At 72.5% G+C, this 22,510-nt stretch carries 23 protein-coding genes; 13 read left to right on the top strand and 10 right to left on the bottom strand.

All coding sequences use genetic code 11. The features are described 5' to 3' along the window. Nucleotides 1-134 precede the first annotated feature (134 nt). Nucleotides 135-782, top strand: coding sequence for a DedA family protein (locus tag AB0I54_RS33235; RefSeq protein WP_363300040.1), 648 nt, complete (start codon nucleotides 135-137; stop codon nucleotides 780-782). A gap of 36 nt (nucleotides 783-818) precedes the next feature. Here AB0I54_RS33235 and AB0I54_RS33230 read toward each other — a convergent pair whose 3' ends face one another. After that, nucleotides 819-1,352 carry a gamma carbonic anhydrase family protein gene (locus AB0I54_RS33230; RefSeq protein WP_363299950.1) on the bottom strand — a complete coding sequence of 178 codons (534 nt, stop codon included), beginning with the start codon at nucleotides 1,350-1,352 and terminating at the stop codon, nucleotides 819-821. 116 nt (nucleotides 1,353-1,468) lie between these two features. Here AB0I54_RS33230 and AB0I54_RS33225 point away from each other — a divergent pair, with 116 nt between their 5' ends. Continuing rightward, the gene (locus AB0I54_RS33225; protein WP_363299949.1) at nucleotides 1,469-2,233 is read left to right on the top strand and encodes an acyltransferase; all 765 of its coding nucleotides are present in this window, start codon (nucleotides 1,469-1,471) and stop codon (nucleotides 2,231-2,233) included. A gap of 1 nt (nucleotide 2,234) precedes the next feature. Here AB0I54_RS33225 and AB0I54_RS33220 read toward each other — a convergent pair whose 3' ends face one another. Further along, a complete protein-coding gene (locus tag AB0I54_RS33220; protein WP_363299948.1) occupies nucleotides 2,235-3,092 on the bottom strand; it encodes a DMT family transporter in 858 nt (285 codons plus the stop codon). A 93-nt stretch (nucleotides 3,093-3,185) separates the two neighbouring features. Between AB0I54_RS33220 and AB0I54_RS33215 the strand changes: the two genes are divergently transcribed. Beyond that, entirely contained in the window at nucleotides 3,186-3,758 is a 573-nt protein-coding gene (locus AB0I54_RS33215) for an XRE family transcriptional regulator (RefSeq protein ID WP_363299947.1), read from the top strand. Nucleotides 3,759-3,801: 43 nt separating this feature from the next. Further along, nucleotides 3,802-4,359 (top strand): YbaK/EbsC family protein, encoded by a 558-nt coding sequence (locus tag AB0I54_RS33210; RefSeq protein WP_363299946.1) that lies wholly within the window; start codon nucleotides 3,802-3,804, stop codon nucleotides 4,357-4,359. 24 nt (nucleotides 4,360-4,383) lie between these two features. Here AB0I54_RS33210 and AB0I54_RS33205 read toward each other — a convergent pair whose 3' ends face one another. After that, the gene (locus tag AB0I54_RS33205) at nucleotides 4,384-5,472 is read right to left on the bottom strand and encodes a cation diffusion facilitator family transporter (RefSeq protein ID WP_363299945.1); all 1,089 of its coding nucleotides are present in this window, start codon (nucleotides 5,470-5,472) and stop codon (nucleotides 4,384-4,386) included. A gap of 62 nt (nucleotides 5,473-5,534) precedes the next feature. On the opposite strand from AB0I54_RS33205, the gene AB0I54_RS33200 reads away from it, so the two are divergent. Further along, nucleotides 5,535-5,888 carry a metalloregulator ArsR/SmtB family transcription factor gene (locus tag AB0I54_RS33200; RefSeq protein ID WP_363299944.1) on the top strand — a complete coding sequence of 118 codons (354 nt, stop codon included), beginning with the start codon at nucleotides 5,535-5,537 and terminating at the stop codon, nucleotides 5,886-5,888. Between the two features lie 125 nt (nucleotides 5,889-6,013). On the opposite strand, the gene AB0I54_RS33195 is transcribed toward AB0I54_RS33200, so the two are convergent. Next, the gene (locus AB0I54_RS33195; RefSeq protein WP_363299943.1) at nucleotides 6,014-7,651 is read right to left on the bottom strand and encodes an APC family permease; all 1,638 of its coding nucleotides are present in this window, start codon (nucleotides 7,649-7,651) and stop codon (nucleotides 6,014-6,016) included. A gap of 202 nt (nucleotides 7,652-7,853) precedes the next feature. Beyond that, entirely contained in the window at nucleotides 7,854-8,261 is a 408-nt protein-coding gene (locus AB0I54_RS33190; protein ID WP_363299942.1) for a CoA-binding protein, read from the bottom strand. Nucleotides 8,262-8,423: 162 nt separating this feature from the next. On the opposite strand from AB0I54_RS33190, the gene AB0I54_RS33185 reads away from it, so the two are divergent. Genes AB0I54_RS33185 through AB0I54_RS33175 form a run of 3 tightly spaced genes read left to right on the top strand, consistent with a single transcriptional unit; the run spans nucleotide 8,424 to nucleotide 10,468 of the window. Next, nucleotides 8,424-9,248 (top strand): hypothetical protein, encoded by an 825-nt coding sequence (locus tag AB0I54_RS33185; RefSeq protein ID WP_363299941.1) that lies wholly within the window; start codon nucleotides 8,424-8,426, stop codon nucleotides 9,246-9,248. Next, the gene (locus AB0I54_RS33180) at nucleotides 9,245-9,787 is read left to right on the top strand and encodes a histidine phosphatase family protein (RefSeq protein WP_363299940.1); all 543 of its coding nucleotides are present in this window, start codon (nucleotides 9,245-9,247) and stop codon (nucleotides 9,785-9,787) included. The genes AB0I54_RS33185 and AB0I54_RS33180 overlap by 4 nt, the downstream gene beginning before the upstream one ends. 54 nt (nucleotides 9,788-9,841) lie before the next feature. Continuing rightward, nucleotides 9,842-10,468, top strand: a complete 627-nt coding sequence (locus tag AB0I54_RS33175; RefSeq protein WP_363299939.1) for a YigZ family protein — start codon at nucleotides 9,842-9,844, stop codon at nucleotides 10,466-10,468. On the opposite strand, the gene AB0I54_RS33170 is transcribed toward AB0I54_RS33175, so the two are convergent. Together AB0I54_RS33170 and AB0I54_RS33165 are read right to left on the bottom strand one after the other, a co-directional pair. Continuing rightward, the gene (locus AB0I54_RS33170) at nucleotides 10,453-11,472 is read right to left on the bottom strand and encodes an MASE1 domain-containing protein (protein ID WP_363299938.1); all 1,020 of its coding nucleotides are present in this window, start codon (nucleotides 11,470-11,472) and stop codon (nucleotides 10,453-10,455) included. The two genes, AB0I54_RS33175 and AB0I54_RS33170, sit on opposite strands and share 16 nt — an antisense overlap. A 125-nt stretch (nucleotides 11,473-11,597) precedes the next feature. Then, nucleotides 11,598-12,932 (bottom strand): GAF domain-containing SpoIIE family protein phosphatase, encoded by a 1,335-nt coding sequence (locus tag AB0I54_RS33165; protein WP_363299937.1) that lies wholly within the window; start codon nucleotides 12,930-12,932, stop codon nucleotides 11,598-11,600. Between the two features lie 279 nt (nucleotides 12,933-13,211). Here AB0I54_RS33165 and AB0I54_RS33160 point away from each other — a divergent pair, with 279 nt between their 5' ends. Next, nucleotides 13,212-14,375: an exonuclease SbcCD subunit D gene (locus AB0I54_RS33160; RefSeq protein WP_363299936.1), complete on the top strand. Its 1,164-nt coding sequence runs from the start codon at nucleotides 13,212-13,214 to the stop codon at nucleotides 14,373-14,375. Further along, the gene (locus tag AB0I54_RS33155; protein WP_363299935.1) at nucleotides 14,372-17,365 is read left to right on the top strand and encodes an SMC family ATPase; all 2,994 of its coding nucleotides are present in this window, start codon (nucleotides 14,372-14,374) and stop codon (nucleotides 17,363-17,365) included. Before AB0I54_RS33160 ends, AB0I54_RS33155 begins: the two co-directional genes overlap by 4 nt. 2 nt (nucleotides 17,366-17,367) lie before the next feature. Here the strand turns inward: AB0I54_RS33155 and AB0I54_RS33150 are convergent, their stop codons facing one another. Then, a complete protein-coding gene (locus AB0I54_RS33150; protein ID WP_363299934.1) occupies nucleotides 17,368-17,814 on the bottom strand; it encodes an Lrp/AsnC family transcriptional regulator in 447 nt (148 codons plus the stop codon). Between the two features lie 94 nt (nucleotides 17,815-17,908). Here AB0I54_RS33150 and AB0I54_RS33145 point away from each other — a divergent pair, with 94 nt between their 5' ends. Continuing rightward, nucleotides 17,909-18,382 (top strand): rhodanese-like domain-containing protein, encoded by a 474-nt coding sequence (locus AB0I54_RS33145; RefSeq protein ID WP_363299933.1) that lies wholly within the window; start codon nucleotides 17,909-17,911, stop codon nucleotides 18,380-18,382. A 24-nt stretch (nucleotides 18,383-18,406) separates the two neighbouring features. Then, a complete protein-coding gene (locus tag AB0I54_RS33140) occupies nucleotides 18,407-18,922 on the top strand; it encodes an immunity 21 family protein (RefSeq protein ID WP_363299932.1) in 516 nt (171 codons plus the stop codon). Nucleotides 18,923-18,977: 55 nt separating this feature from the next. On the opposite strand, the gene AB0I54_RS33135 is transcribed toward AB0I54_RS33140, so the two are convergent. Together AB0I54_RS33135 and AB0I54_RS33130 are read right to left on the bottom strand one after the other, a co-directional pair. Then, nucleotides 18,978-20,669, bottom strand: a complete 1,692-nt coding sequence (locus AB0I54_RS33135) for a DUF885 domain-containing protein (RefSeq protein WP_363299930.1) — start codon at nucleotides 20,667-20,669, stop codon at nucleotides 18,978-18,980. A gap of 33 nt (nucleotides 20,670-20,702) precedes the next feature. Then, nucleotides 20,703-21,206: an Lrp/AsnC family transcriptional regulator gene (locus tag AB0I54_RS33130; RefSeq protein WP_363299928.1), complete on the bottom strand. Its 504-nt coding sequence runs from the start codon at nucleotides 21,204-21,206 to the stop codon at nucleotides 20,703-20,705. Between the two features lie 59 nt (nucleotides 21,207-21,265). Here AB0I54_RS33130 and AB0I54_RS33125 point away from each other — a divergent pair, with 59 nt between their 5' ends. After that, a complete protein-coding gene (locus AB0I54_RS33125) occupies nucleotides 21,266-22,471 on the top strand; it encodes a PLP-dependent transferase (protein ID WP_363299927.1) in 1,206 nt (401 codons plus the stop codon). Nucleotides 22,472-22,510: the final 39 nt, after the last annotated feature.

Below are 22,510 nucleotides of genomic sequence, written 5' to 3'. Positions count from 1 at the left end.
ACCGTCGGCGGGACGGTGCCGTGGTGACGGGGTTTGTCCGGCTGTCCTCGCGCGGCGAGCAGGTAGCCTTCCTGTGGGCGCGTCTTACGGGTGACGTCCCGGAAAGCAAGGACGCGACAGGAGAGGAACCGGCGTTGCACGTCCAGGAATGGCTCGACACCGTGCCGGCGGCCGCCGTCTATGCCGTGGTGGCCCTGGTCATCGGTCTGGAGAGCCTGGGTATCCCGCTGCCGGGTGAGATCGTCCTGGTGTCGGCGGCCCTGCTCTCCTCGCAGCACTCGGGCATCAACCCGATCGTCCTCGGTGCCTGCGCGACCCTGGGCGCCGTCGTCGGCGACTCCATCGGCTACGCGATCGGCCGCAAGGGCGGGCGCCCGCTGCTGGCCTGGCTGGGCAAGAAGTTCCCCCGGCACTTCGGCGAGGGCCATATCGCCACCGCCGAGCGGTCCTTCGAGAAGTGGGGCATGTGGGCCGTCTTCTTCGGCCGCTTCGTCGCCCTGCTGCGGATCTTCGCCGGCCCGCTCGCGGGTGTGCTGCACATGCCGTACTGGAAGTTCCTGATCGCCAACGTCCTCGGCGGCATCTGCTGGGCGGGCGGCACCACGGCGGTCATCTACTACGTCGGCGTGGTCGCCGAGGACTGGCTCAAGCGCTTCTCGTATCTGGGCCTGGTGGTGGCCGCGCTGATCGGCCTGACGTCGATGCTGGTGCTGAAGCGGAAGGCGAAGAAGGCGGCGGCCCAGCGGGACGCGGAACAGGAACCCGTCCCGGCCACCGACTAGGACCGGGAGCAGCACCAAGGCCAGGACGTCAGTGCGTCACGCCTTGTCGTGCACGTCCTGGTGCGCCTTCGCCAGGCCCGCGTACAGCGTGCCGTTCAGGGTGACGCCCTCCCGCTCCTCGGCGGTCAGCTCCCGCTTCACCCTGGCCGGCACCCCTGCCACCAGTGACCCCGGCGGCACCACCATCCCCTGCGGTACCAGCGCCTGGGCGGCGACCAGGGAGCCCGCGCCGATCACCGCCCCGTTGAGCACGGTCGCTCCCATGCCGATCAGACAGTCGTCCCCGACGGTCGCCCCGTGCACCACGGCGTTGTGCCCGATGGAGACCCGCTCGCCGACCGTGACCGGAAACCCGGGGTCCGCGTGAAGGGTGGCGTTGTCCTGGACATTGGCACTGGCACCGACGCTGATCCGCTCGGTGTCACCGCGCACCACCGCGCCGTACCAGACACTCGCCCCCGCGCACAGGACCACGTCGCCGATCACACAGGCCGTGGGCGCGACGAACGCCTCCGGGTCTATCTCGGGGTCCTTGCCGCCCATGCCCACGATCAGCGCCTTGTGCGTCATCACGGTCTCCCCGTCTCCGGTCGTGTTCGGTACCCCCGCACCGTACGCCAGCGGTGGGGCGAAGATCACAGCGGTCCGGCCCCATGGGCACAGTCGGCGCTGAGTACCGTGAGCGGGTGCCCAAGCCCAAGAACACGTTCTCATCCTGGCGGCGCCGCATCGCCCAGCGGGCGGTCCACGCCGGCTGGGCCTGGGTGCAGCGCACGGGATCCGTCACCGCCGAGCACCCGGGGCGCCTCCGCTTCGGCGCGATGGGAACAGGTACCAGACTCGCCTTCCCGCTCGGCACGGTCTTCGGCGAACCCTGGATCCATCTGGGCTCCCACTGCATCGTCGCCGAGCAGGTCACCCTGACCGCGGGCCTGATGCCCGACCTCGACCTCGGCCCCGACCCGATCCTGCGCATCGGCGACGGGGTCGTGCTGGGCCGCGGCAGCCATGTCATCGCCGACACCACGGTGACGATCGGCAGCGACTGCTACTTCGGTCCGTACGTCTACGTCACGTCCACGAACCACTCGTACGACGATCCGCACGAGCCCATCGGCAGGCAGTGGCCCCGGATGGAGCCGGTGGAGATCGGTCCGGGGTGCTGGATCGGCACGGGCGCGGTGATCCTGCCGGGCGCGCGGATCGGCCGGAACGTGGTCGTGGCGGCCGGTGCGGTGGTCCGCGGGACGGTGCCCGACCACGCCGTGGTCGCCGGGGCACCCGCCCGGGTCGTACGGCGCTGGACTCCCGGCGACGGCTGGCAGCCGCCGCTGCGCACACCCGCGCCGGTACCGATCCCGGACGGTGTCACCCCGGACCAGCTGCGGGCCCTCGCGGACCTCGACGAGGAGGGCGCCGAGCGGCTGGCCCGGCTGGAGGCCGACGGCTGACTCAGCCGGTCGCCAGCAGGAGCGTGCCGAGCAGGGCGAGTCCGGCGCCCGCGGCCTGGACGGCCCGCAGGCGTTCGCTGAGGAAGCCGCGTGCGGCCAGGGCCGTCACCACCGGGTACAGCGAGGCGAGGACCGCCGCCACGGTGACCGGGCCGTGCTGGGCGGCGACCGAGTAGGTGCCGTTGGCCGCGACGTCGGCGAGGCCGACGAAGGCGAGCGCGGGCAGCGAGGCCCAGGGGAAGCCGCCCTCGGGAAGGGCGGCGCCGCCGCGCCGGACCGACACGTACAGCGCCGCGCCACCGACCGCGACATTGGTCAGCCGCTGTACGAACAGGGCCAGGAACAGGCCGGTGACGGTGGTCGAGGCCTCGGTGATGAGCGCGAACACCGTGCCGAAGCCGAGCGCCGCGACGAGCGTGAGCACGATCGTCTGCCGCTGCACGGGGGCGCCCCTGAGCTGGGGCCCGCCCGCGAGGACCACTCCGGTCACGGCGACGGCGATGCCCGCGACCTGCAGCAGCCCCGGACGCTCGCCGAGGAACAGGCCGACGCCCACGGGGACGCCCACGCTGAGTGTGGCGAGCGGGGAGACCACGCCCATCGGGCCCAGGGCCAGCGCCTTGTAGAAGGCGAACAGGGCGACCGGACCCACCAGGCCCGCCGCGAAGGCGAACCACAGCCGTGGACCGGCCTCGGTCCAGCCGCCGGTCGCCACGACGACCGCGCCGAGGACGGCCGCCGCGATCCCTTGCGAGACGACCACCACCGTCAGGGCCGGAGTGCGCCGTGTCAGCAGCCCGCCGCCGAAGTCGGCCAGGCCCCACAGGAGACTGGTGGCCAGGGCGAAGAATGCTGTCACGGGTCGCCTCGCAGTACAGTTCGGTGAACGATCAGGTGCACCCCACCGTAGTTCATTCAATTAAACTATGTCATCCAGAATATTGGACGGAAAGTGTCGGACCTCGACCTGCTGACCCAGTCCCTGGCGCGCACCGTCAAGCACTGGCGGGCGGTGCGCGGCTTCACCCTGGACGTACTGGCCGCCCGGGCGGGCGTCAGCCGCGGCATGCTCATCCAGATCGAGCAGGCCCGCACCAACCCCAGCCTCGGCACCGTCGTCAAGATCGGCGACGCGCTCGGCATCAGCATCACCACACTGCTCGACTACGAGCAGGGCCCGAAGGTCCGGATCGTCCCCGCCGAGCAGGCCGTGCGGCTCTGGCACACGGACGCCGGCAGCTACAACCGGCTGCTCGCGGGCACCGAGGCCCCCGGTCCGCTGGAGATGTGGGACTGGCGCCTGATGCCCGGCGAGCACAGTTCCTCCGACCCGCACCCCACCGGCACGGTCGAACTCGTCCATGTCACGGCCGGAGAACTGACCCTCACCGTCGACGGCACGGACTACCGCGTCCCGGCCGGCGCGAGCGCCTCCTTCGAGGCCAACACGCCCCACACCTACGGCAACACCGGAGACGTACCGATGGAGATGGTGATGGCGGTCTCGGTGCCGCCCGTCCCCTGAGACGTCCGGCCGCCCGCCGCCTCACGGCTGTTAGCGTGCGGCCATGCGCGCACCCATCGGACACTTCGACACCGCCACACCGGCCCCCGACTGCCTGGACGAACTGACCCGCCCGGTCGCCGATGCCGTACGCCGGTGGCGCGGCAGCGTCCCCGCCGACCAGATCGTCTACGTCGAGACCGATCCGCAGTGGGCCGACACCGCCGTCTTCGTCGAGCACTACGGCCGCGAGCTGCTGGAGCAGTCGGCCAACTGCGTGGTGGTCGCGGGCAAGCGGGGCGGTGAGGCCACCCTGGCCGCATGCGTCGTGCTGTCCACCACCCGGGTCGACGTCAACGGGGTCGTGCGCCGGCAACTCGGCGCCCGCAAGGCCTCGTTCGCCTCGATGGACCTGGCGACGGGGGAGACCGGCATGGAGTACGGCGGCATCACCCCGGTCGGACTGCCGGACGGCTGGCCCGTGCTGGTGGACTCCGCGGTCGTCGATCTGCCCTATGTCCTGGTCGGCAGCGGACGCCGGCGCGGCAAGCTGCTCGTGCCCGGCAAGGCGTTCGCCGAGCTGCCGGGCGCGGTGGTGCTGGAGGGGCTGGGGATCGCCTGACGCCGGACCGCGGCGCGCCGGGTCTCAGCCCGTCAGATGGTGGGCCAGGGCCAGATGCGGGTCCGCTTCGCCCGGCACGGGTGCCGGATCGGCGTGGACCAGCGCCGCGGTGAGCCTCGGGACGGCGTGCAGCAGGGCGTGCTCGGCCTCGACGGCGACGGCGTGCGCCTGCCGTACCGTCGCCTCGCCGTCCACCACGACCGCGACCTCGGCCCGCAGCCGGTGCCCGATCCAGCGCAGCCGCAGCTCGCCCACCTCGCGTACGCCCGGCACCTCCCGCAACGCCCGCTCGGCCCGGTCCACCAGCGCCGGGTCGACGGCGTCCATCACCCGCCGGAACACCTCGCGTGCCGCGTCCCGCAGCACGAGCACGATGGCGGCGGTGATCGCCAACCCCACGAGCGGGTCGGCCAGTTGCATACCCAGCGCCGAGCCCGCCGCGCCCACCAGCACGGCCAGCGAGGTGAATCCGTCGGTACGGGCGTGCAGACCGTCGGCGACCAGCGCGGCCGAGCCGATCGACCGGCCCACCCGGATCCGGTACCGGGCCACCCACTCGTTGCCCGCGAATCCGACCAGGGCGGCCATGGCCACGGCCGGCACCTGTGCCACGGGGCGCGGATCGAGGAGCCGTTCCACCGCCGCCCAGGCCGCGAAGGCCGCGGACGCGGCGATCGTCAGCACGATCGCGATGCCCGCTAGGTCCTCCGCGCGCCCATAGCCGTACGTGAAGCGCCGGGTCGCGGCGCGGCGGCCGAGCACGAAGGCGATGCCCAGCGGTACGGCGGTCAGCGCGTCCGCGGCGTTGTGCACCGTGTCGCCGAGCAGGGCCACCGACCCGGACACGACCACCACGACCGCCTGTATCAGCGCCGTCGCGCCCAGCACGGCCAGCGAGACCCAGAGCGCTCGCATGCCCCGGGCCGAGGACTCCAGGGCCGGGTCGAGCTTGTCGGCGGTCTCGTGGGAGTGGGGGGTGAGCAGATTGGTGAGGCGGTGGCGGAGACCGGTCGAGGGGTGGGTGTGGGCGTGGTCGTGCCCATGGTCATGGCCGTGCCCGTGGGCGTCCGCGTGCGCATGGCCATGGTCGTGGGAGTGGTGCCGCTCGCTCACATGGATCACCTTCCGGTGCGCGGGAGTGGACGGGGGATGCCCACGCAGACCATTATGTGCGTATGAGCGCACGCATGCACCTATCACCTGCGCATCATGCGCATCCGCGCAGCCCCGGCGACCAGCAGTTCGCGCTCGCAGCCGATCTCCTGGCCCTGCTCGGCGACCGCACCCGGCTCACGCTCCTGCACGCGCTCACGGCCGGGGAGGCCGATGTCACCACGCTCACCCAGGCGTGCGGCGCGGCGCGGCCCGCCGTGAGCCAGCACCTGGCCCGACTGCGGCTCGCGGGCCTCGTGAACACCCGCAAGGAGGGCCGCCGGGTGGTCTACTCACTCGGCGACGGCCATCTGCGCCGCCTGGTCGACGAGGCACTGAAGGTCGCGGACCACCGGCTCGGCGAAGCGGAGCGCTGAGCCCAGGACCGGCAAGGCCGGGGACGGACCCAACGGCGTCAGGAGTTGGTCGCCCATATGACGGTGTCCCGTCCGCCGCGGCAGGGCAGCCGTGGCGGACGGGACACCGTCGACGATGGGGTCGGTCAGTGCGCCGGGGCGTCAGTGACCACGACCTCGTCGATGCTGCGCTCGATCTCCTCGGGCCGCGCCGCGGTCGCCCTGGCCCAGTAGTAGATCAGCAGGGAGAAGGCGGCGACGACGAGGATGTCCCACCACAGGGGAATCGTGCCCTGGCCGCCGAAGCCGCCCAGCCAGGAGATCACGCCCATGCCCACCAGGTAGCCGGGCAGCCACTGGGCGGACTTGAAGTTCATCCGGGGAGCGTCGGGCAGCCCCTTGCTCGTGGCGTACCAGGCGTAGCCGCCGAGCAGCACATAGCCGAGGATGATGGCGAAGCCCAGCCGCCACAGGGTGTCCCAGCCGGCCCAGTAGATGATCAGGTTGGCCACGACGAACGACAGCGGGGAGATGATCTTGCCGAGGGGCAGGCGGTAGGGGCGCTCGTGGTACGGCAGCCGATCGGAGAAGACGCCGTACGCCAGCGGCGCGCCCGCGTACATCAGGACGCTCGCCGAGGTGATGAAGCCGACCAGCTCCTGCCAGCTCGGGAACGGGAGGAAGCAGACCACGCCGGTCACGAAGGACATGATGAGGCCGAACCACGGCACGCCGCGGGCGTCGGTCTTGGCGAACGCCTTCGGCGCGTAGCCGTTCTTGGCGAGGCCGTAGGAGACGCGCGAGGTGGCGGTGGTGTAGATCAGGCCGGTGCCGCCGGGGGAGATGATCGCGTCGAGGTAGAGGACGAAGCCCAGCCAGCCCAGACCCACCAGGGTCGCCAGGCCCGCCCAGGGGCCGCTGATGCCGGGGAAGTCGAGCTTGGCCCAGCCGTGCGCGAAGGAGGTGTGCGGCAGCGCGGCGATGAACACGACCTGGAGCAGGATGTAGATCACGGCGCCGATCGCGACCGAGCCGAGGGTCGCCCGCGGCAGGTCACGCTTCGGGTTGCGGCTCTCGCCCGCCAGCTGGATCGCCTGCTCGAAGCCCAGCAGCGCGAAGATGATGCCGCTGGAGCTGATGGCGCCGAGCACGCCCTTGGCGCCGAACGGCGCGAAGCCCTCGGACGTGAAGTTCGACGTGTGGAAGTTGCCGATCGCGATGATGAAGATCGCGGCGAGCGGCACGGCGATCTTCCACCAGGTCGCGGCGCTGTTGGTGTGCGCCAGCGCGCGCACGCCGAAGAAGTTGACTCCGACGAAGACGGCCATGAGGGCGACGGCGATGACGAGGCCGCTGGTCGTCAGCGTTCCGTCGGTGTGCTGGAGGCCCTGGGCGAACTTCCAGTGACCGGCGTAACCGATCATCGCCTCGACCTCGATCGGGGCCACGGTCGCCGCCTGCAGCCAGGCGAACCAGCCGAACGACATGCCGGCCAGGCCGCCGAACGCGTAGTGCGGGTACCGGGCCGTGCCGCCCGCCACCGGGAACATGCCGCCGAGTTCGGCGTGCACCAGGGCGAGCAGCACGATCGCCACCGCGCCGATCACCCACGAGATGATCGCCGCGGGCCCGGCCACCACGACCGCCTTCTCGGCGCCGTAGAGCCAGCCGGAGCCGATGATGGAGCCCACGGAGGCCCACATCAGGCCGATCAGCCCGACGTCGCGCCGCAGGCCGCCGGTCTCCTTCGTGGCTTGGGGCACGGCATGGTCGACATTCACCATGTCAAGTGGCCTCTCAGATCTGTACAGAGGTTTAACGGACAAGAGGCCACAGGTTAGGGACGCATTCGCGAGCCGCAAAAGACCGTTTCCCAAATTTTGACCCAGTGCTTGGGCTGTTGTTGGGGTGGTCTTTACGCAGGTCATCGCCAGATAACGAATGCGTGTATTCAGTTGCGTATTGTGCGAAGATCGCCCGACAGGGCTACCGAAGAGTAGGAATTTCGATCGCCGGGCAGCGGTCCATGACCATGTCCAGCCCGGCTTTTCGGGTCCTTTCGTACGCGTCCTCGTCGACCACTCCGAGCTGGAACCAGACGGCCTTCGCGCCCTTGGCGACGGCCTGATCGGCGACGAGCCCGGCGAGGTCGCTGTTGACGAAGACATCGACGACGTCCACCTCGAAGGGGATGTCCTCCAGGGAGGCGTAGCCGGGCTCGCCGTGGACCGTCTCCGCCTTCGGGTGCACGGGGACGACACGCTTGCCGAACCGCTGGAGCACCTCCGCCACCCCGTACGCCGCGCGCCGCCGGTTGGGGGACAGGCCGACCACCGCCCAGGTGTCACCGAACTCGGTCAGGATCCTGCGGATCGTCGCTTCGTCGCCGTACACGGTCGGCCTCCTTGGGCTCCGGGGATGTGTGCTTGCGGCAACAGTTCGGGCCGGAACGCGATTCCCCCGCACACCCGGGAGGAGTACCCGATCTTGCGGCACGGTGTCCGGATTCGGCACCAAGTGCCTGCGTACGGCCCTCCGTCCGCCTACGCTCGCCCCGTGCTGCGCATCACCGACGCCCGAACGGGCGAGACCGTCGACGCCGCCCCCGCCCGCCGCGGCCTGACCCGGGTCGAGGCGCACGCGTCGGCCTTCGACCCCTCGTCCCTGCGTGTGCTCCTGGTCGCCGATCTCCTCGTCCGGGCCCTGGAGCTCGGCGGCACCCCCGTCTGGGCGATGCTGACCGGCCACCGCCGCCAGGCCGAGCTGCGCGGGGCGGCCGCGACCCTCGGCATCCGCCCCTTCGAGGACGCCCACGACCTCGCCTCCGGGCTCGGCGAGGCACAGATCGTGCACGTGGTGGGGGACGGGGGTGCCACGCCGGCGGAAGGAGTCGTGGTCGGGGTCGCTCCCGCCGTCGGGGCGGGGGAGCCGTCCGGCAGCGCCTCCGCGGTGCGGGACGGTGAGCCGTCCGCAAGCGCCCCCGCGGCGCCGGCCGGCGAGCCGTCCCCGGCTGCTTCCGCCGATCTCCCCGGCCTGCTCGCCGACCCCTCAGCCCTGCGCTTCGTCCTGCTGGCCGGCCCGCGTACCACCCCCGTGCGACTCGACGCGGCCGCGCTCGACGAGGCCGGACGGACGCTCGCGCGCTGGCGGCAGGCCGTGGCCACCTGGGCGCGCCGGCCGTCGCGGCCGATTCCCGACGAGGTACGAGGGCGGCTGCGGGCCGCATGGGAGGACGATCTGGACGTGCCCGAGGTACTCGATGTCCTGCGGTGGGTGGAGACCGCCCCCGACCTGACGGACGGCGCCCGCTTCGAGACCTACGCCTACACCGACCGTCTGCTGGGCCTCGACCTCGCCCGCGACCTCGGGACGCTCGCGTGATCGCCCGCGCGGGAGTGGGCCCGCTGCGCCGGCTGATCGTCCTGCGGCACGCCAAGTCCGCCTGGCCCGAGGGGATCCCCGACCACCAGCGGCCGCTCGCACCGCGCGGCCGCCGGGACGCCCCGGCCGCCGGCCGCGCCCTCGTCGAGGCCGACTGCCTGCCCGACCTCGCCCTGTGCTCCACCGCCGTACGCGCCCGCCAGACCTGGGAACTGGCCTCGGACCAATGGGGCACGCCCCCTCCGGTGCGGCACGACCGGCGGCTGTACGCGGCCGACGCGGAGGACCTGTTGGACGTCGTGCGCGAGGTACCGCCCGAGGTGGAGACGCTGCTGCTGGTCGGGCACAACCCGGGCCTGGAGGAACTGGTCCTCGACCTCGCGGGCGACGGCCTGAACGACGCGCTGGACCAGGTGCGCATGAAGTTCCCGACCTCCGCGATCGCCGTCCTGGCCTGGCACGGCACCGGCTGGGAGGCACTGGGCCCGGGCACGGCGCTGCTGACGTCGGTGATCGTGCCGCGGGGGAAGAAGGAGTAGGCACGGGAGCGGGGGCCGCCCGGGCCACCGCGGGAGTCCGCATAGGCTGTCCGGATGCAGGACGAGTACCGCACAGTCGCCCATGCCGGCGTGCACGAGACAGAGGTCAACCGCTCCCGATTCCTGTGCGCCCTCGCCCCGGCGGGCACCGAGCAGGAGGCCCAGGACTTCATCGCCGCGATCCGCAAGGAGCACGCGGACGCCACCCACAACTGCTGGGCGTACGTCATCGGCGCCGACGCCTCGACCCAGAAGGCCAGCGACGACGGCGAACCGGGCGGCACCGCCGGCGTCCCGATGCTGCAGATGCTGCTGCGCCGCGACATGCGGTACGTCGTAGCCGTCGTCACCCGCTACTTCGGCGGGGTAAAGCTCGGCGCGGGCGGCCTCATCCGGGCCTACGGCGGGGCGGTCGGCGAGGCCCTGGACGCGCTCGGCACCCTCACCCGGCGCCGTTTCAGGCTGGCCACGGTGACCGTGGACCACCTGCGCGCGGGCAAGGTGCAGAACGACCTGCGCGCGACCGGACGCGAGGTGCGCGACGTGCGCTACGGCGAAGCGGTCACCATCGAGATCGGCCTGCCGGACGCCGACGTGGACGCCTTCCGCGCCTGGCTGGCCGACGTCACCGCGGGGACGGCGGGGTTCGAACTGGGCGGGGAGGCCTACGGGGACGCGTGACGCGCGCCGTGTTCCTCCTTCCGGCCCCGGCCCTGGCCGTCGGGGAGTGTCGGACGGTGATCGCCGGTGGCGATCCTGGCCGCCATCCCGGCGAGCTGCCCGCAGGCGCGCGCGATCTCCAGCTGGGTCTGGTTGCGCTCGGCGACGGCTGCCGAGAGCAGGAGCGCGGTCAGCGCGGTGGACGTGTTGAACGCCTGCAAAGTGATCATGTTGGCGAGCAGGTCGTGACCGGCGAACGGGCCCGATCCCCGGGTGGCCGAGATGATCGCGAAGGTCGAGAGCGCCAGTGCGCAGGGCGCGGCCCCGGCCAGCTGGAAGCGGAAGGCCGCCCAGATCAGCAGGGGGAAGCCGAGGAACAGCAGCGGCGCGCGACTGGTTTCCAGGAGACCGACGCCGGCCGTGGCCGCGACAAGGAGCAGTGCCTCCGCCCAACGGGGCGGCGGCACGTCCCTCGGCAGGCGCGCCGAGCGGAGGACGAGCAGGACCGGCGCGACCACCAGGACGCCCATCGCGTCGCCGGTCCACCAGACCGACCACGCAGGCCAGAAGTCGTCGGGGCCCAGCACTCCGGCCAGGCGCAGGGTCCCGCTGCCGATCGTCGAGCTGACCAGCATCCCGGCGAACGCACCGAGGAAGATGAGCGCCAGCGCATCCCGCAGACGGTCCAGTTCGACGTGGAAGTCCGCACGACGGAGCAGCGCGTACGAGCAGATGGGCGCGAGGGTGTTGCCCGACGCGATCGCGAGCACGGCCAGGGCGGTCGGCCCGAGCGTGATGTTGACCAGGAAGGCGCCGATCGCGATCCCGGGCCAGACCCGGGGTCCGCGCAACAGCAGGCTCGCCAGGGCGATACCGGTCGGCGGCCACAGCGGCGTGATCTGGCTGCGCACCAGCTGCTGGAGCAGCCCCAGCTTGGCCGAGCCGAAGTACAGCCCGGCGACCACGCAGATCTCCAGGACAGCCAGGCCACCGCGCCGGAGCCGGTCACGCCGCTCGACACTCATCGGGCGACCTCCGCATCGACATCGCCACGAGGTCCATCATCCGTCCGATCCCTCGGATCCTCCACGGCACACCCGAGCCGGCCGGTCCGGCGCCGTCGGCCGCTGGCCGGCGGCCGGCCCGGGGGTCAGCCGGGCGGGGTGCGCAGGGCGAGGATCGCCATGTCGTCGTGTCCGTCGCTGGGGTGCTGATCGGCCAGCACCTGAACGAACTCCCGCAGGGGCAGATGGGCATGCGCGCCGGCGAGTGCGGCGAGCGCGTTCAGGCTCGTGTCGATGGAACGGTGGGGATCCTCGACCAGCCCGTCGGTGAAGAAGACCACGGTGGCGTCCGGGGGCAGGATGCGGGAGTGGTCGGGGCGCGGCTGCTCGGGGTCGACCCCCAGCGGCAGCCCGGGCTCGGCGAACAGGTATTCCGCCTTCCGCTCCGGGGTGATCAGCAGGGGCGGGACATGGCCCGCGGTGCTCCAGTGCAGTCGCCAGCCCGGTCCCTCCGGCTCGATGCGCGCCAGTGTGGTGGTGGTGACGGGATTGTTCGTGATGGCCTGCAGGGTGCGGTCGAGCCGGGCGAGGACCGCGCCGGGCGTATTGCCCCGGTCGAACAGCAGCGCACGGAGCATGTTGCGGGTGGAGGCCATGGCGGCGGCGGCCCGCAGATCATGGCCGACCACGTCACCGATGACGACCGCCACGACGTTGTCGGGCAACGGGACGGCGTCGTACCAGTCACCGCCGACCTGACTGGGCTCGGCGGCGGGCCGGTAGATGGCGGCGGCGGTGAAGGGCCGCAGGTCGGGGAGGGTCGGCAGCAGAAGCCGCTGGAACTGTTCGGCTCCGACGCGCACCTGCTCGAACAGGCGGACGTTCTCGATGGCGATACCGGCGGCGCTGGCCAGGGCCACCAGGACGTTCTCGTCGTGGGCGTCGAAGGGAAGTCCGTCGTGCCGCTCCGAGAGGTAGAGGTCGCCGTAGACCTCGCCGCGGACGGTGATGGCGACGCCGAGCAGGGTGCGCATATGGGGGTGGCCGGGCGGGTAGCCGACGGAGGCCGGATGGGCCGGGATGCTCTCCACCCGCAGGGGCCCTGTATGGCGGATCAGGTGGCCGAGGACACCCAGACCGCGAGGCGGGTCGATCCCGGCCAGGTCGGCGCGCTCCTGCTCGGACAGACCGGCGGTGATGAACCGCTTCAGGCACTCTCCGTCCTCGTCGAGTACGCCGAGCGCTCCGTAGCGGGCGCCGACCAGGTCCATGGCGGTGGTCACGATGCGGTCCAGCACCGCGGGCAGTTCCATCTCCCGGCTGATGGCCACCACCGCGTCCAGCAGGCCCTGCAGCCGGTCCATGGCGTCGAGCAGGGAGCGCAACTGGTCGTCGATCCGGCCCAGCTCGGCACGCAGACGCAACTGCAGGTCGGGAAGCTGCGGCTGCCGGGGTCGTTTCCCTTCCTTCTCTCGTGCCATCGCTCCTGGTCGCCTCCAGCCCACGGATCCGCTCGTACAGCGTCTCATCCGAGGGGCATAAAAGCTGCAGATGTCAATTTCCTGGTCACACTACGCCTGCTCGGATCATCGCTGATATATCGGGTCATATGACACCGGATGTGAGTGACACATCGAGGTCCGTGATGGATCAGGCACCCAGAGGCGTTAGCGTGGTGGGTGCCGACCGCGAGCCTGTTGCCGGTCGGGTGCTGGTCCGAGGGGCGTCGGAGGGGGAAGCGTGCGGGGCGGAGCGGTTTCTTGAGATTGCTGCACACGTCCGACTGGCATCTGGGCCGGGCGTTCCACCGCGTGAACATGCTGGGCGCCCAGGCAGAGTTCATCGGTCACCTCGTCACCACCGTGCGCGAGCACGAGGTGGACGCGGTGGTCGTGTCGGGAGACGTGTACGACCGCGCGGTGCCTCCGCTCGCCGCCGTCGAACTCTTCGACGACGCCCTGCACCGGCTCGCGGCACTGGGCGTCCCCACGGTGATGATCTCCGGCAACCACGACTCGGCCCGCCGGCTCGGCGTCGGCGCCGGTCTCATCGGGCGGGCCGGTATCCATCTGCGGACCGACCCGTCCGCCTGCGGCACGCCGGTCGTGCTGGCGGACGCCTTCGGGGACGTGGCCTTCTACGGGCTGCCGTACCTCGAACCCGCCCTGGTGAAGGACGAGTTCGGGGTCGAGAAGGCAGGCCACGAGAGCGTGCTCGCGGCCGCCATGGACCGCGTCCGCGCCGACCTCGCCGCACGCCCGCCCGGCACCCGCTCCGTCGTCCTCGCGCACGCCTTCGTCACCGGGGGCGAGGCCAGCGACAGCGAACGGGACATCACCGTCGGCGGAGTGGCCGCCGTACCGGCCGGGGTCTTCGACGGCGCCGACTACGTCGCCCTGGGGCATCTGCACGGCTCCCAGACCATCACCGAGCGAGTGCGCTACTCGGGCTCCCCGCTCGCCTACTCCTTCTCGGAGACGGATCACCGCAAGACCATGTGGCTCGTCGACCTCGGCGCCGACGGTGCGATCGGCGCCGAGCGCCTCGACTGCCCGGTCCCGCGACCGCTGGCCCGCATCCGCGGCACGCTGGAGGAACTCCTCGCCGACCCCGGCCTCGCCCGGCACGAGGACGCCTGGGTGGAGGCGACGCTCACCGACCCGGTCCGCCCCGCCGACCCCATGGCCCGGCTCGCCGAGCGCTTCCCGCACGCGCTCAGCCTCGTCTTCGCCCCGGAGCGCGCCCCGGACGACCCCGACGTGTCCTACGCCGGACGCCTCGCGGGCCGCAGCGACCAGGAGATCGCCCAGGACTTCGTCGCCCATGTGCGGGGTGCCGGTCCCGACGAACGGGAGCGGGCGGTGCTCCGCGACGCGTTCGACGCGGTGCGCGCGGACGACGCCGCACGGGAGGTGGCACGGTGAGGCTGCACCGGCTCGACGTGACCGCCTTCGGTCCCTTCGGCGGCAGCCAGACGGTCGACTTCGACGCCCTCTCGGCCGCCGGGCTCTTCCTGCTGCACGGGCCTACGGGCGCCGGAAAGACCTCCGTCCTGGACGCCGTCTGCTACGCGCTCTACGGCTCCGTGCCCGGGGCCCGGCAGACCGGCCAGGGTCTCTCCCTGCGCAGCGACCACGCCGACGCGGGCACCCGCACCGAGGTCCGCCTTGAACTGACCGTCGCCGGACGGCGGTTGGAGGTCAGTCGGCAGCCACCGTGGGAGCGGCCCAAGAGGCGGGGCTCCGGTACGACGACGGACAAGGCCCAGAGCCTGCTGCGCGAGTACGACGCGCCGGCCCGCGTCTGGAAGGACCTCAGCCGCTCGCACCAGGAGATCGGGGCCGAGTTCGAGCAGCTCCTCGGCATGAGCCGTGAGCAGTTCTGCCAGGTCGTCCTGCTGCCCCAGGGCGACTTCGCGCGCTTCCTGCGGGCCGACGCCGAGGCCCGCGGCAAGCTGCTGGGCCGTCTCTTCGACACCCGCCGCTTCGCCGAGGCGGAGAAGCGCCTGGCCGAACGCAGGCGTGCCACGGAGGCACGGGTGCGGGAGGGCGATGCGGCGCTGCTGGCCGACGCGCACCGCATGCAGCAGGAGGCGGGCGACGCCATGCCGCTGCCCGAACTGGCCCCGGGGGAGCCGGGCCTGGCCGAGGCCGTGCTGGGCGCCGCGGCCGTCGCCCGCAGCACCGCCCGGGAACGGCTCACCGTCGCCCACTGCCGCCTCAGCGCCGCCGAGTCCGCCCAGGCCGCCGCCGACCGTGCGCTGGCCGACGTACGTGAACTGGCGCGGCTGCAGGGCAGGTTCGCCCAGGCGCGGCAGCGGGCGGCGCAGCTGGAGGAGCGGTCCGCGGCCCACCGTGAGACGCAGACGCGGATGGAGCGGGGCCGCAAGGCGGAAATGGTGGCGCCGGCCCTGGAACTGCGGGAGGCCGCCGACGCCGAACACCGGGCAGCGGCCGCCGCCGAGGCACGCGCGCGTGGACCGCTGCCGGAGACCTTCACGGACGCCGGTCCCGCCGGGCTGGCCGCCGCCGCCCGCCGGGCCGCCGAGGAGCTGGGCGGCCTGGAATCGGCCCGCCGCGCGGAACAGCGGCTCGCCGAGATCGCCGACGAGCGGGCCGGACTGGACCGTCAGGAGCGCGCCGACGAGGACGTGTTGCGGGAGGCCGCGGGCTGGCTCGCCGGATGGGACGACACGCGCGCGGAGCTGCAGGCCCGGATCGACTCCGCGCAGGAGGCCGCCACCCGCTCCGAGCAGCTCGCCGTACAGCGCGATCCCGCGCGGCGGCGGCTGGGCGCGGCCCGGATGCGCGACCAGTTGGCGGGCGACACCGAGGGGGCCCAGAAGAGGGTGCTCGCCGCCGAGCGGCAGGCCCTTCAGACCCGTGCCCACTGGCTCGACCTCAAGGAACAGCGCCTGAGCGGCATCGCCGCCGAACTCGCCGCGCACCTCACCGACGGCGAACCCTGCGCCGTCTGCGGAGCCACCGAACACCCCGCGCCCGCCCGCAAGGTCGCCGGGCACGTCGACCGCGAGGCCGAAGAGCGCGCCCTGGCCGCATCCCGGCACGCCGACGAGCAGCGCACCGAGGCCGAGCGCCGTCTGGGCGTCGTACGGGAGGCCCTGGCCGCCGCGACCGCCGAGGCGGGCGACGCGCCCACGGCCCGGCTCGCCGCCGAGGCGGACGAACTGGAGCGTGCCTACGCACAGGCCCGCCGGGACGCCTCCGCGCTGCACCCCGCCCACGAGGAACTGCGGCGGGCCGAGCGTGAACGCGAGCGCCGCCAGGCCGAGCTTCGGCAGGCCGAGGTCGCCGCCGCCTCCCGGATCGCCCGGCGCGACACCCTGGAACGTGAAACAGCCACCCTGGAAGAGGAGTTGGCGCAGGCGCGGGGCACCGCAGGCAGTGTGGCCGCGCGGGCCGCGCAGCTGGAGCGGCAGGTCGCGCTGCTGACCGACGCGGCCGACACCGCGCGCGCCGCCGAGGACACCGCCCAGCGGCTCAAGGACGCCGACGCCCGCCTCGCCGACGCCGCCTACCGGGCGGGCTTCGAGACCCCGCAGGCAGCGGCCGCGGCGCTCCTCGACGACGCGGAGCACCGCGAGCTCCAGCGGCGCCTGGACGCCTGGCAGTCCGAGGAGGCCGCCGTACGCGCGGTCCTCGCCGAGGCCGACACCGCGGCCGCGGCCCAGCAGCCGCCGGCCGACCCCGCCGCTGCCGAACGGGACGCGGCCGCGGCCGACCAACGGCTGCGCGACGCGGCCTCCGCCCGCGACTGGGCGGCCCGCTGCTGCGCCGAACTCGACCGGCTCTCCGCCCGGGCGACCGACGGCGTACGACGGCTCGCGCCGCTGCGCGAGGAGTACGACCGCGTGGCCCGTCTGGCCGCCCTCACCGCTGGCACCTCGGCGGACAACGAACGCAAGATGCGCCTGGAGTCGTACGTCCTCGCGGCCCGCCTCGAACAGGTCGCCGCCGCGGCCACCGTACGGCTGCGGCGCATGTCCTCCGGCCGCTACACCCTCGTCCACTCCGACGACCGCACCGGCCGTGGCCGCAGCGGGCTCGGGCTGCACGTGGTCGACGCCTGGACCGGACGCGAGCGGGACACGGCCACGCTGTCGGGCGGCGAGACGTTCTTCGCCTCCCTCGCGCTCGCCCTCGGTCTCGCGGACGTCGTGACGGACGAGGCCGGCGGGGTCCGCCTCGACACGCTCTTCATCGACGAGGGCTTCGGCAGCCTGGACGACCAGACCCTGGACGAGGTACTCGACGTGCTCGACTCCCTGCGCGAACGGGACCGCAGCGTCGGCATCGTCAGCCATGTCGCCGATCTGCGGCGCCGGATCCACGCGCAGCTGGAGGCCGTGAAGGGGAGAACGGGATCGGTGCTGCGGCAGCGGGGCGCCGGCTGAGGTCAGTGCCCCAGCGGGCGCCGGGGCAGGGGCGAGGAGTACACGACGCTCGTGGTCACCGAGCCGAGCGCGCCGATCTTCCCCGAGATCGCCTCCAGATGGGACATGGACCGCGCGGCGACCTTGATGACGAAGCAGTCGTCGCCCGTCACATGGTGCGCCTCCAGGATCTCGGGCGTCGCGGCCACCAGGTCGTGAAAGGGCTTGTAGTTGCCGTTCGGGTACCTCAGCCGCACGAACGCGAGGATCGGCAGGCCCAGACGTTCGGGGTCGACGACCGCCGCGTACCCCTGGATGACTCCGGCCTCCTCCAGCCGGCGGACCCGCTCGGTGACGGCACTGGAGGACATCGAGACGGCACGGGCGAGTTCCGCGAAGCCGGCGCGGCCCTCGCGTTGCAGGATGTCGAGGATGCGCCAGTCGGTGGCGTCCGGGGAATAAGCGGTCATCACCGAGAAATAGCAGGGGAATCCCCGGCCGATCAAGGGGAATGCCGGGTATCGCCACTTCTGGGAGCGGGTCGGCGGTCATAGATTCCTTGCCATGATCACCGACATCGTGAACCCCGTCCTGCGGGTCGCCCCCGCCGCCCCCGCCGAGGCCGCCGCCCACTTCCGTGCGAGCCTCGCCTTCCACGCCGACGTCTCCGACGTGGCCGCCGCGCTCGCGGGGGACGGCGATCCCGGCTTCGTCGTCCTCGACTCCCGCTCCACCGAGTCCTGGGACCAGGGCCACATCCCCGGCGCCGTCCACCTGCCGACCGCGCTCATTCCCGAGCAGGCCGAGCAGCTCCTCGACAAGTCCGTGCCGGTGGTGACGTACTGCTGGGGCCCCGGCTGCAACGGCGCCACCCGGGCCGCCCTCGCCCTGGCCGAACTCGGCTACCAGGTCAAGGAGATGCTCGGCGGATTCGAGTACTGGGCGCGGGAAGGCTTCGGCTACGAGACCTGGCAGGGGCCGCAGCGCCGGGACGCCGACCCGCTGACGGCACCCGTGGCGGGCGAGTGCGGCTGCTGACGCCCACCCGTGTAGGTTCTGCGCATGGCTCGATACGCGGAACCAGGCGTTCTGGAGTGGGTGGAGTCGGGAGGCGGACCGCTCATAGCCGTCCCGGAGGCGGTGCTGCCGTTCTGGTCCGGGGCCGACGGCGAGGAGATGGACACCGACTACGACCGGGCGTGCGAGGTCGACGGGTACGTCGGTCTGCTCCCCGTCGGCGACAGCGCGGCCCTGGTCCTCGGCGACGAACCGGCCTCCACCTCCTTCCTGCCCGACCACGGCACCTTCGTACGGTGGAGCGCCGCGAACTCCGAGGACGAACTGCTGGCCGGCGTACCCGACGCCCTCGACGCGGCGGTGTGGGAGGACGAGGTCGGCTGGGACATACCCGGCCCCGTCGTCCTGTTCGACTCGGCCTGGTCCGGCACGGACACCGCCCAACAGGAGCATCTGAGGGTGCCGCTGGAACCGGGCCGGTACGCGGTGCGTGCCGCCTACGCCCAGCCGGGACCGGAGACCTGGGTCGGGCTCGTACAGCTGCGACGGCTTCCGCACTGAAGCGGCAGCCGGTGACCGGCGGCGCCCACGCGGGTGCCGCCGGTCACGCGCTCGCTCAGAGCCGGGACAGCTCGTCCACCAGGTCGTCCAGGCCCAGCGAACCCTGGGAGAGGGCCGCCATGTGCCAGGCCTTCAGGTCGAAGGCGTCGCCGTGCCGCTCGCGTGCGTTCTCCCGGCCCAGCAGCCAGGCCCGCTCGCCGAGCTTGTAGCCGATCGCCTGGCCCGGGATGGTCAGATAGCGGGTCAGCTCGCTCTCCACGAAGTCCGCCGGGCGGCTGCTGTGCGCGCCGAAGAACTCCTGGGCCAGCTCCGGCGTCCAGCGCTCACCCGGGTGGAACGGCGAGTCCGCGGGGATCTCCAGCTCCAGGTGCATGCCGATGTCGACGATCACGCGGGCCGCGCGCATCATCTGCGCGTCGAGGTAGCCGAGGCGGTGCTCCGGGTCCGTGAGATAGCCCAGCTCGTCCATCAGACGCTCCGCGTACAGCGCCCAGCCCTCCGCGTTGGCGCTCACCCCGCCGATCGTGGCCTGGTAGCGGGAGAGGTCCTTGGCCACGTGCGCCCACTGCGCCAGCTGGAGGTGATGACCGGGCACGCCCTCGTGGTACCAGGTCGACACCAGGTCGTACGCCGGGAACCGGGTCTGGCCCATCGTCGGCAGCCAGGTGCGGCCGGGGCGCGAGAAGTCCTCCGAGGGGGCCGTGTAGTACGGGGCCGCCGCGCCGCCGGGCGGTGCGATGCGAGCCTCCACCTTCCGTACCCGCTCGGCGAGTTCGAAGTGCGTGCCGTCCAGGTCGGCGATCGCGCGGTCCATCAGGCCCTGCAGCCACTCGCGGACCTCTTCGACCCCCTCGATGTGCGCACCGTGCTCGTCGAGGTGCGCGAGCGCCACCCACGGCGTTTCGGCACCCGGCAGGATCTTCTCGGCCTCCTGCTTCATCTCGCCGAGGATGCGGTGGAACTCCGACCAGCCGTACGCGTACGCCTCGTCCAGGTCCAGGTCCGTGCCGTTGAAGTAGCGCGACCAGCGCGCGTACCGCTCACGGCCCACCGTGTTCGCGGAGCCCTCGACGGCCGGCACGTAGACGTCCCGCAGCCAGTCGCGCAGCTCCACGACGGCCGCGGTCGCCCCGTGGGCGGCCTCGTCCAGCTCCGCGCGCAGCGCCTGCGGCCCGGCCGAGACGAAGTCCTCGAACCAGCCGCGTCCCTGGCCGTCGGTGTCCGACCACTCCGTGAGCTGGTCGACGTGGGTGGTGGTCGGACGCGGAGCCGCGTACAGCTTCCGCTCCAGACCGAGCGCCAGGGACTCGCGGTAGCCGGCCAGCGCGGCCGGGACCGCGCGCAGCCGCTCGGTGATCAGCGACCAGTCCTCGTCCGTCTGCGCCGGCATCACGGTGAACACGTCGCGCACCGCGTGTCCGGGCGTGTGCAGGTTGCCGATCGCGCGCAGGCTCTCCTCGGCCTCGTGCACCGCGAGCTCGGCGGTGAGCCGCTCGCGCAGCAGACGCCCGCAGCGGCGCTCCACGTCACTGTCCGCCCCGGGCTGCCGCTCGGCCTCGTCCAGCTTCGCGAGGGTGGTCCGCGCCAGTTCCGCCAGGGCCTGCTGGCCCGCGGGAGAGAAGTCGGGCAGTTTGCCCGCACTCTCCTTCACGCCGAGGTACGTGCCGGTGATCGGGTCGAGGGCGACGAGCTCGTCGACGTAGGCGTCGGCGACTTCACGGGGCAGCGGGCTCTTGGTCTCAGACATGCCGCCCATCCTCATACGGCGACGATGTCTGCGTCACCCATGTATTCCTGATTCAGCTGTGGGCGTGGCCGGGGGCAGCAGGGGGCCGCACTCCCACTGCTGGAAGATCAACCGGGTCTCCACACGTGCCACTTCGCGGTGCGCCGTGAACTCGTCGAGGACCAGCCGCTGCAGGTCCGCCATGTCCGCCACCGCCACGTGCACGAGGTAGTCGTCGGGCCCGGTGAGGTGGAACACCGTCCGTGACTCCGGCAGCGCCCGGATCCGCTCCACGAAGGGTCCCACCAGCTCCCGGCGGTGCGGCCGCACCTGCACCGAGAGCAGCGCTTCCAGGCCGCGCCCCAGTTTGGCCGGATCGAGCCGCAGCTGATGCCCAAGGATCACGCCCGAGCGGCGCAGCCGGGCGACCCGGTCCAGACACGTCGACGGCGCCACACCCACCTGGGTGGCGAGGTCGCGATAGGTGATCCGGGCGTCGTTCTGCAGCAGGCGCAGCAGATGGAGGTCCACCGGATCCAGTACGACAGATTCGGCCATTGGCCGAACGTAGCACGGTGTTCGATTCTTGTGAGCCGCTCAGTGTTCACCCTCTGCCCATGGACTCAGCGAGCACGGGTGCCTACGACGCCGTACGCACCGCATCGAGAGCACTGGCCACCGAGGCCGTGCACGCCGGCCGCGACGACCTCGCCCGGCAGGGCCTGCACGCCCCGCCCATCGACCTGTCCACCACCTACCCCTCGTACGACAGCCGGGGCGAGGCCGCCCGCATCGACGCCTTCGCCGCCACCGGCGCCGCCCTGGACGGCATGCCGGTCTACGGGCGGCTGGGCAATCCGACCGTGGCCCGCTTCGAGACCGCGCTGGCCCGGCTGGAGGGCACCGAGTCCGCGGTCGCGTTCGCCAGCGGGATGGCGGCGCTGAGCGCGGTCCTCCTCGCCCGCTCCTCGACGGGCCTGCGCCATGTCGTCGCCGTACGTCCCCTGTACGGCTGCAGCGACCACCTGCTGACCGCCGGACTGCTGGGCACGGAGGTGACCTGGACCGATCCCGCCGGGATCGCGGACGCGCTGCGCCCGGACACCGGCCTCGTCATGGTCGAGACCCCGGCGAATCCGACGCTGGCCGAGGTGGACCTGCGGGCGGTCGCCCACTCCTGCGGCTCCGTGCCGCTGCTCGCCGACAACACCTTCGCCACACCCGTGCTCCAGCGCCCGGCCGAGCAGGGCGCCCGGCTCGTGCTGCACAGCGCCACCAAGTACCTCGGCGGGCACGGCGACGTGCTCGCGGGCGTGGTGGCCTGTGACGAGGAGTTCGCGCGACAGCTGCGGCAGATACGGTTCGCCACGGGCGGCGTGCTGCATCCGCTGGCCGGCTATCTGCTGCTGCGGGGACTGTCCACGCTGCCGGTGCGGGTGCGGGCCGCCTCCGCGAGCGCCGCCGAACTGGCCCGGCGCCTCGCCGCCGACCCGCGCGTCACGCGCGTCCACTATCCGCGGATCGGCGGCGCGATGATCGCCTTCGAGGTCCAGGGTGACCCGCACGAGGTCATCGCCCGGGTCGGCCTGATCACCCCGGCCGTGAGCCTCGGCAGCGTCGACACCCTCATCCAGCACCCGGCGTCCATCAGCCACCGCATCGTGGACGCGGAGGACCGGCGCGGCGCCGGAGTGAGCGACCGGCTGCTGCGGATGTCCGTGGGACTGGAGGACGTCGAGGATCTCTGGGCGGATCTGGACTCCGCGCTGGGCGAGCACGGCGAGGCGTCGTCGACGGCGGAACTTCAGACGGCGGTGAGCTGAGGCCTGGCACGGGGCAGGTCGACAGGTGAACGGCCCGGC

The sequence above is a fragment of the Streptomyces sp. NPDC050625 genome (assembly GCF_040654755.1).
Classification (GTDB): domain Bacteria; phylum Actinomycetota; class Actinomycetes; order Streptomycetales; family Streptomycetaceae; genus Streptomyces.
The sequence above is the reverse complement of the archived record's forward strand: the minus strand, read 5'-3'. Positions and strand labels throughout refer to the sequence as shown.

Coding starts and splice junctions, on each gene's coding strand:
- AB0I54_RS33195 (WP_363299943.1), bottom strand. CDS start 7,651: ATGGTGAATGTCGACCATGCCGTGCCCCAAGCCACGAAGGAGACCGGC.
- AB0I54_RS33175 (WP_363299939.1), top strand. CDS start 9,842: ATGCAGGACGAGTACCGCACAGTCGCCCATGCCGGCGTGCACGAGACA.
- AB0I54_RS33165 (WP_363299937.1), bottom strand. CDS start 12,932: ATGGCACGAGAGAAGGAAGGGAAACGACCCCGGCAGCCGCAGCTTCCC.
- AB0I54_RS33140 (WP_363299932.1), top strand. CDS start 18,407: ATGGCTCGATACGCGGAACCAGGCGTTCTGGAGTGGGTGGAGTCGGGA.
- AB0I54_RS33170 (WP_363299938.1), bottom strand. CDS start 11,472: ATGAGTGTCGAGCGGCGTGACCGGCTCCGGCGCGGTGGCCTGGCTGTC.
- AB0I54_RS33230 (WP_363299950.1), bottom strand. CDS start 1,352: ATGACGCACAAGGCGCTGATCGTGGGCATGGGCGGCAAGGACCCCGAG.
- AB0I54_RS33130 (WP_363299928.1), bottom strand. CDS start 21,206: ATGGCCGAATCTGTCGTACTGGATCCGGTGGACCTCCATCTGCTGCGC.
- AB0I54_RS33200 (WP_363299944.1), top strand. CDS start 5,535: ATGAGCGCACGCATGCACCTATCACCTGCGCATCATGCGCATCCGCGC.
- AB0I54_RS33210 (WP_363299946.1), top strand. CDS start 3,802: ATGCGCGCACCCATCGGACACTTCGACACCGCCACACCGGCCCCCGAC.
- AB0I54_RS33125 (WP_363299927.1), top strand. CDS start 21,266: ATGGACTCAGCGAGCACGGGTGCCTACGACGCCGTACGCACCGCATCG.
- AB0I54_RS33145 (WP_363299933.1), top strand. CDS start 17,909: ATGATCACCGACATCGTGAACCCCGTCCTGCGGGTCGCCCCCGCCGCC.
- AB0I54_RS33150 (WP_363299934.1), bottom strand. CDS start 17,814: ATGACCGCTTATTCCCCGGACGCCACCGACTGGCGCATCCTCGACATC.
- AB0I54_RS33135 (WP_363299930.1), bottom strand. CDS start 20,669: ATGTCTGAGACCAAGAGCCCGCTGCCCCGTGAAGTCGCCGACGCCTAC.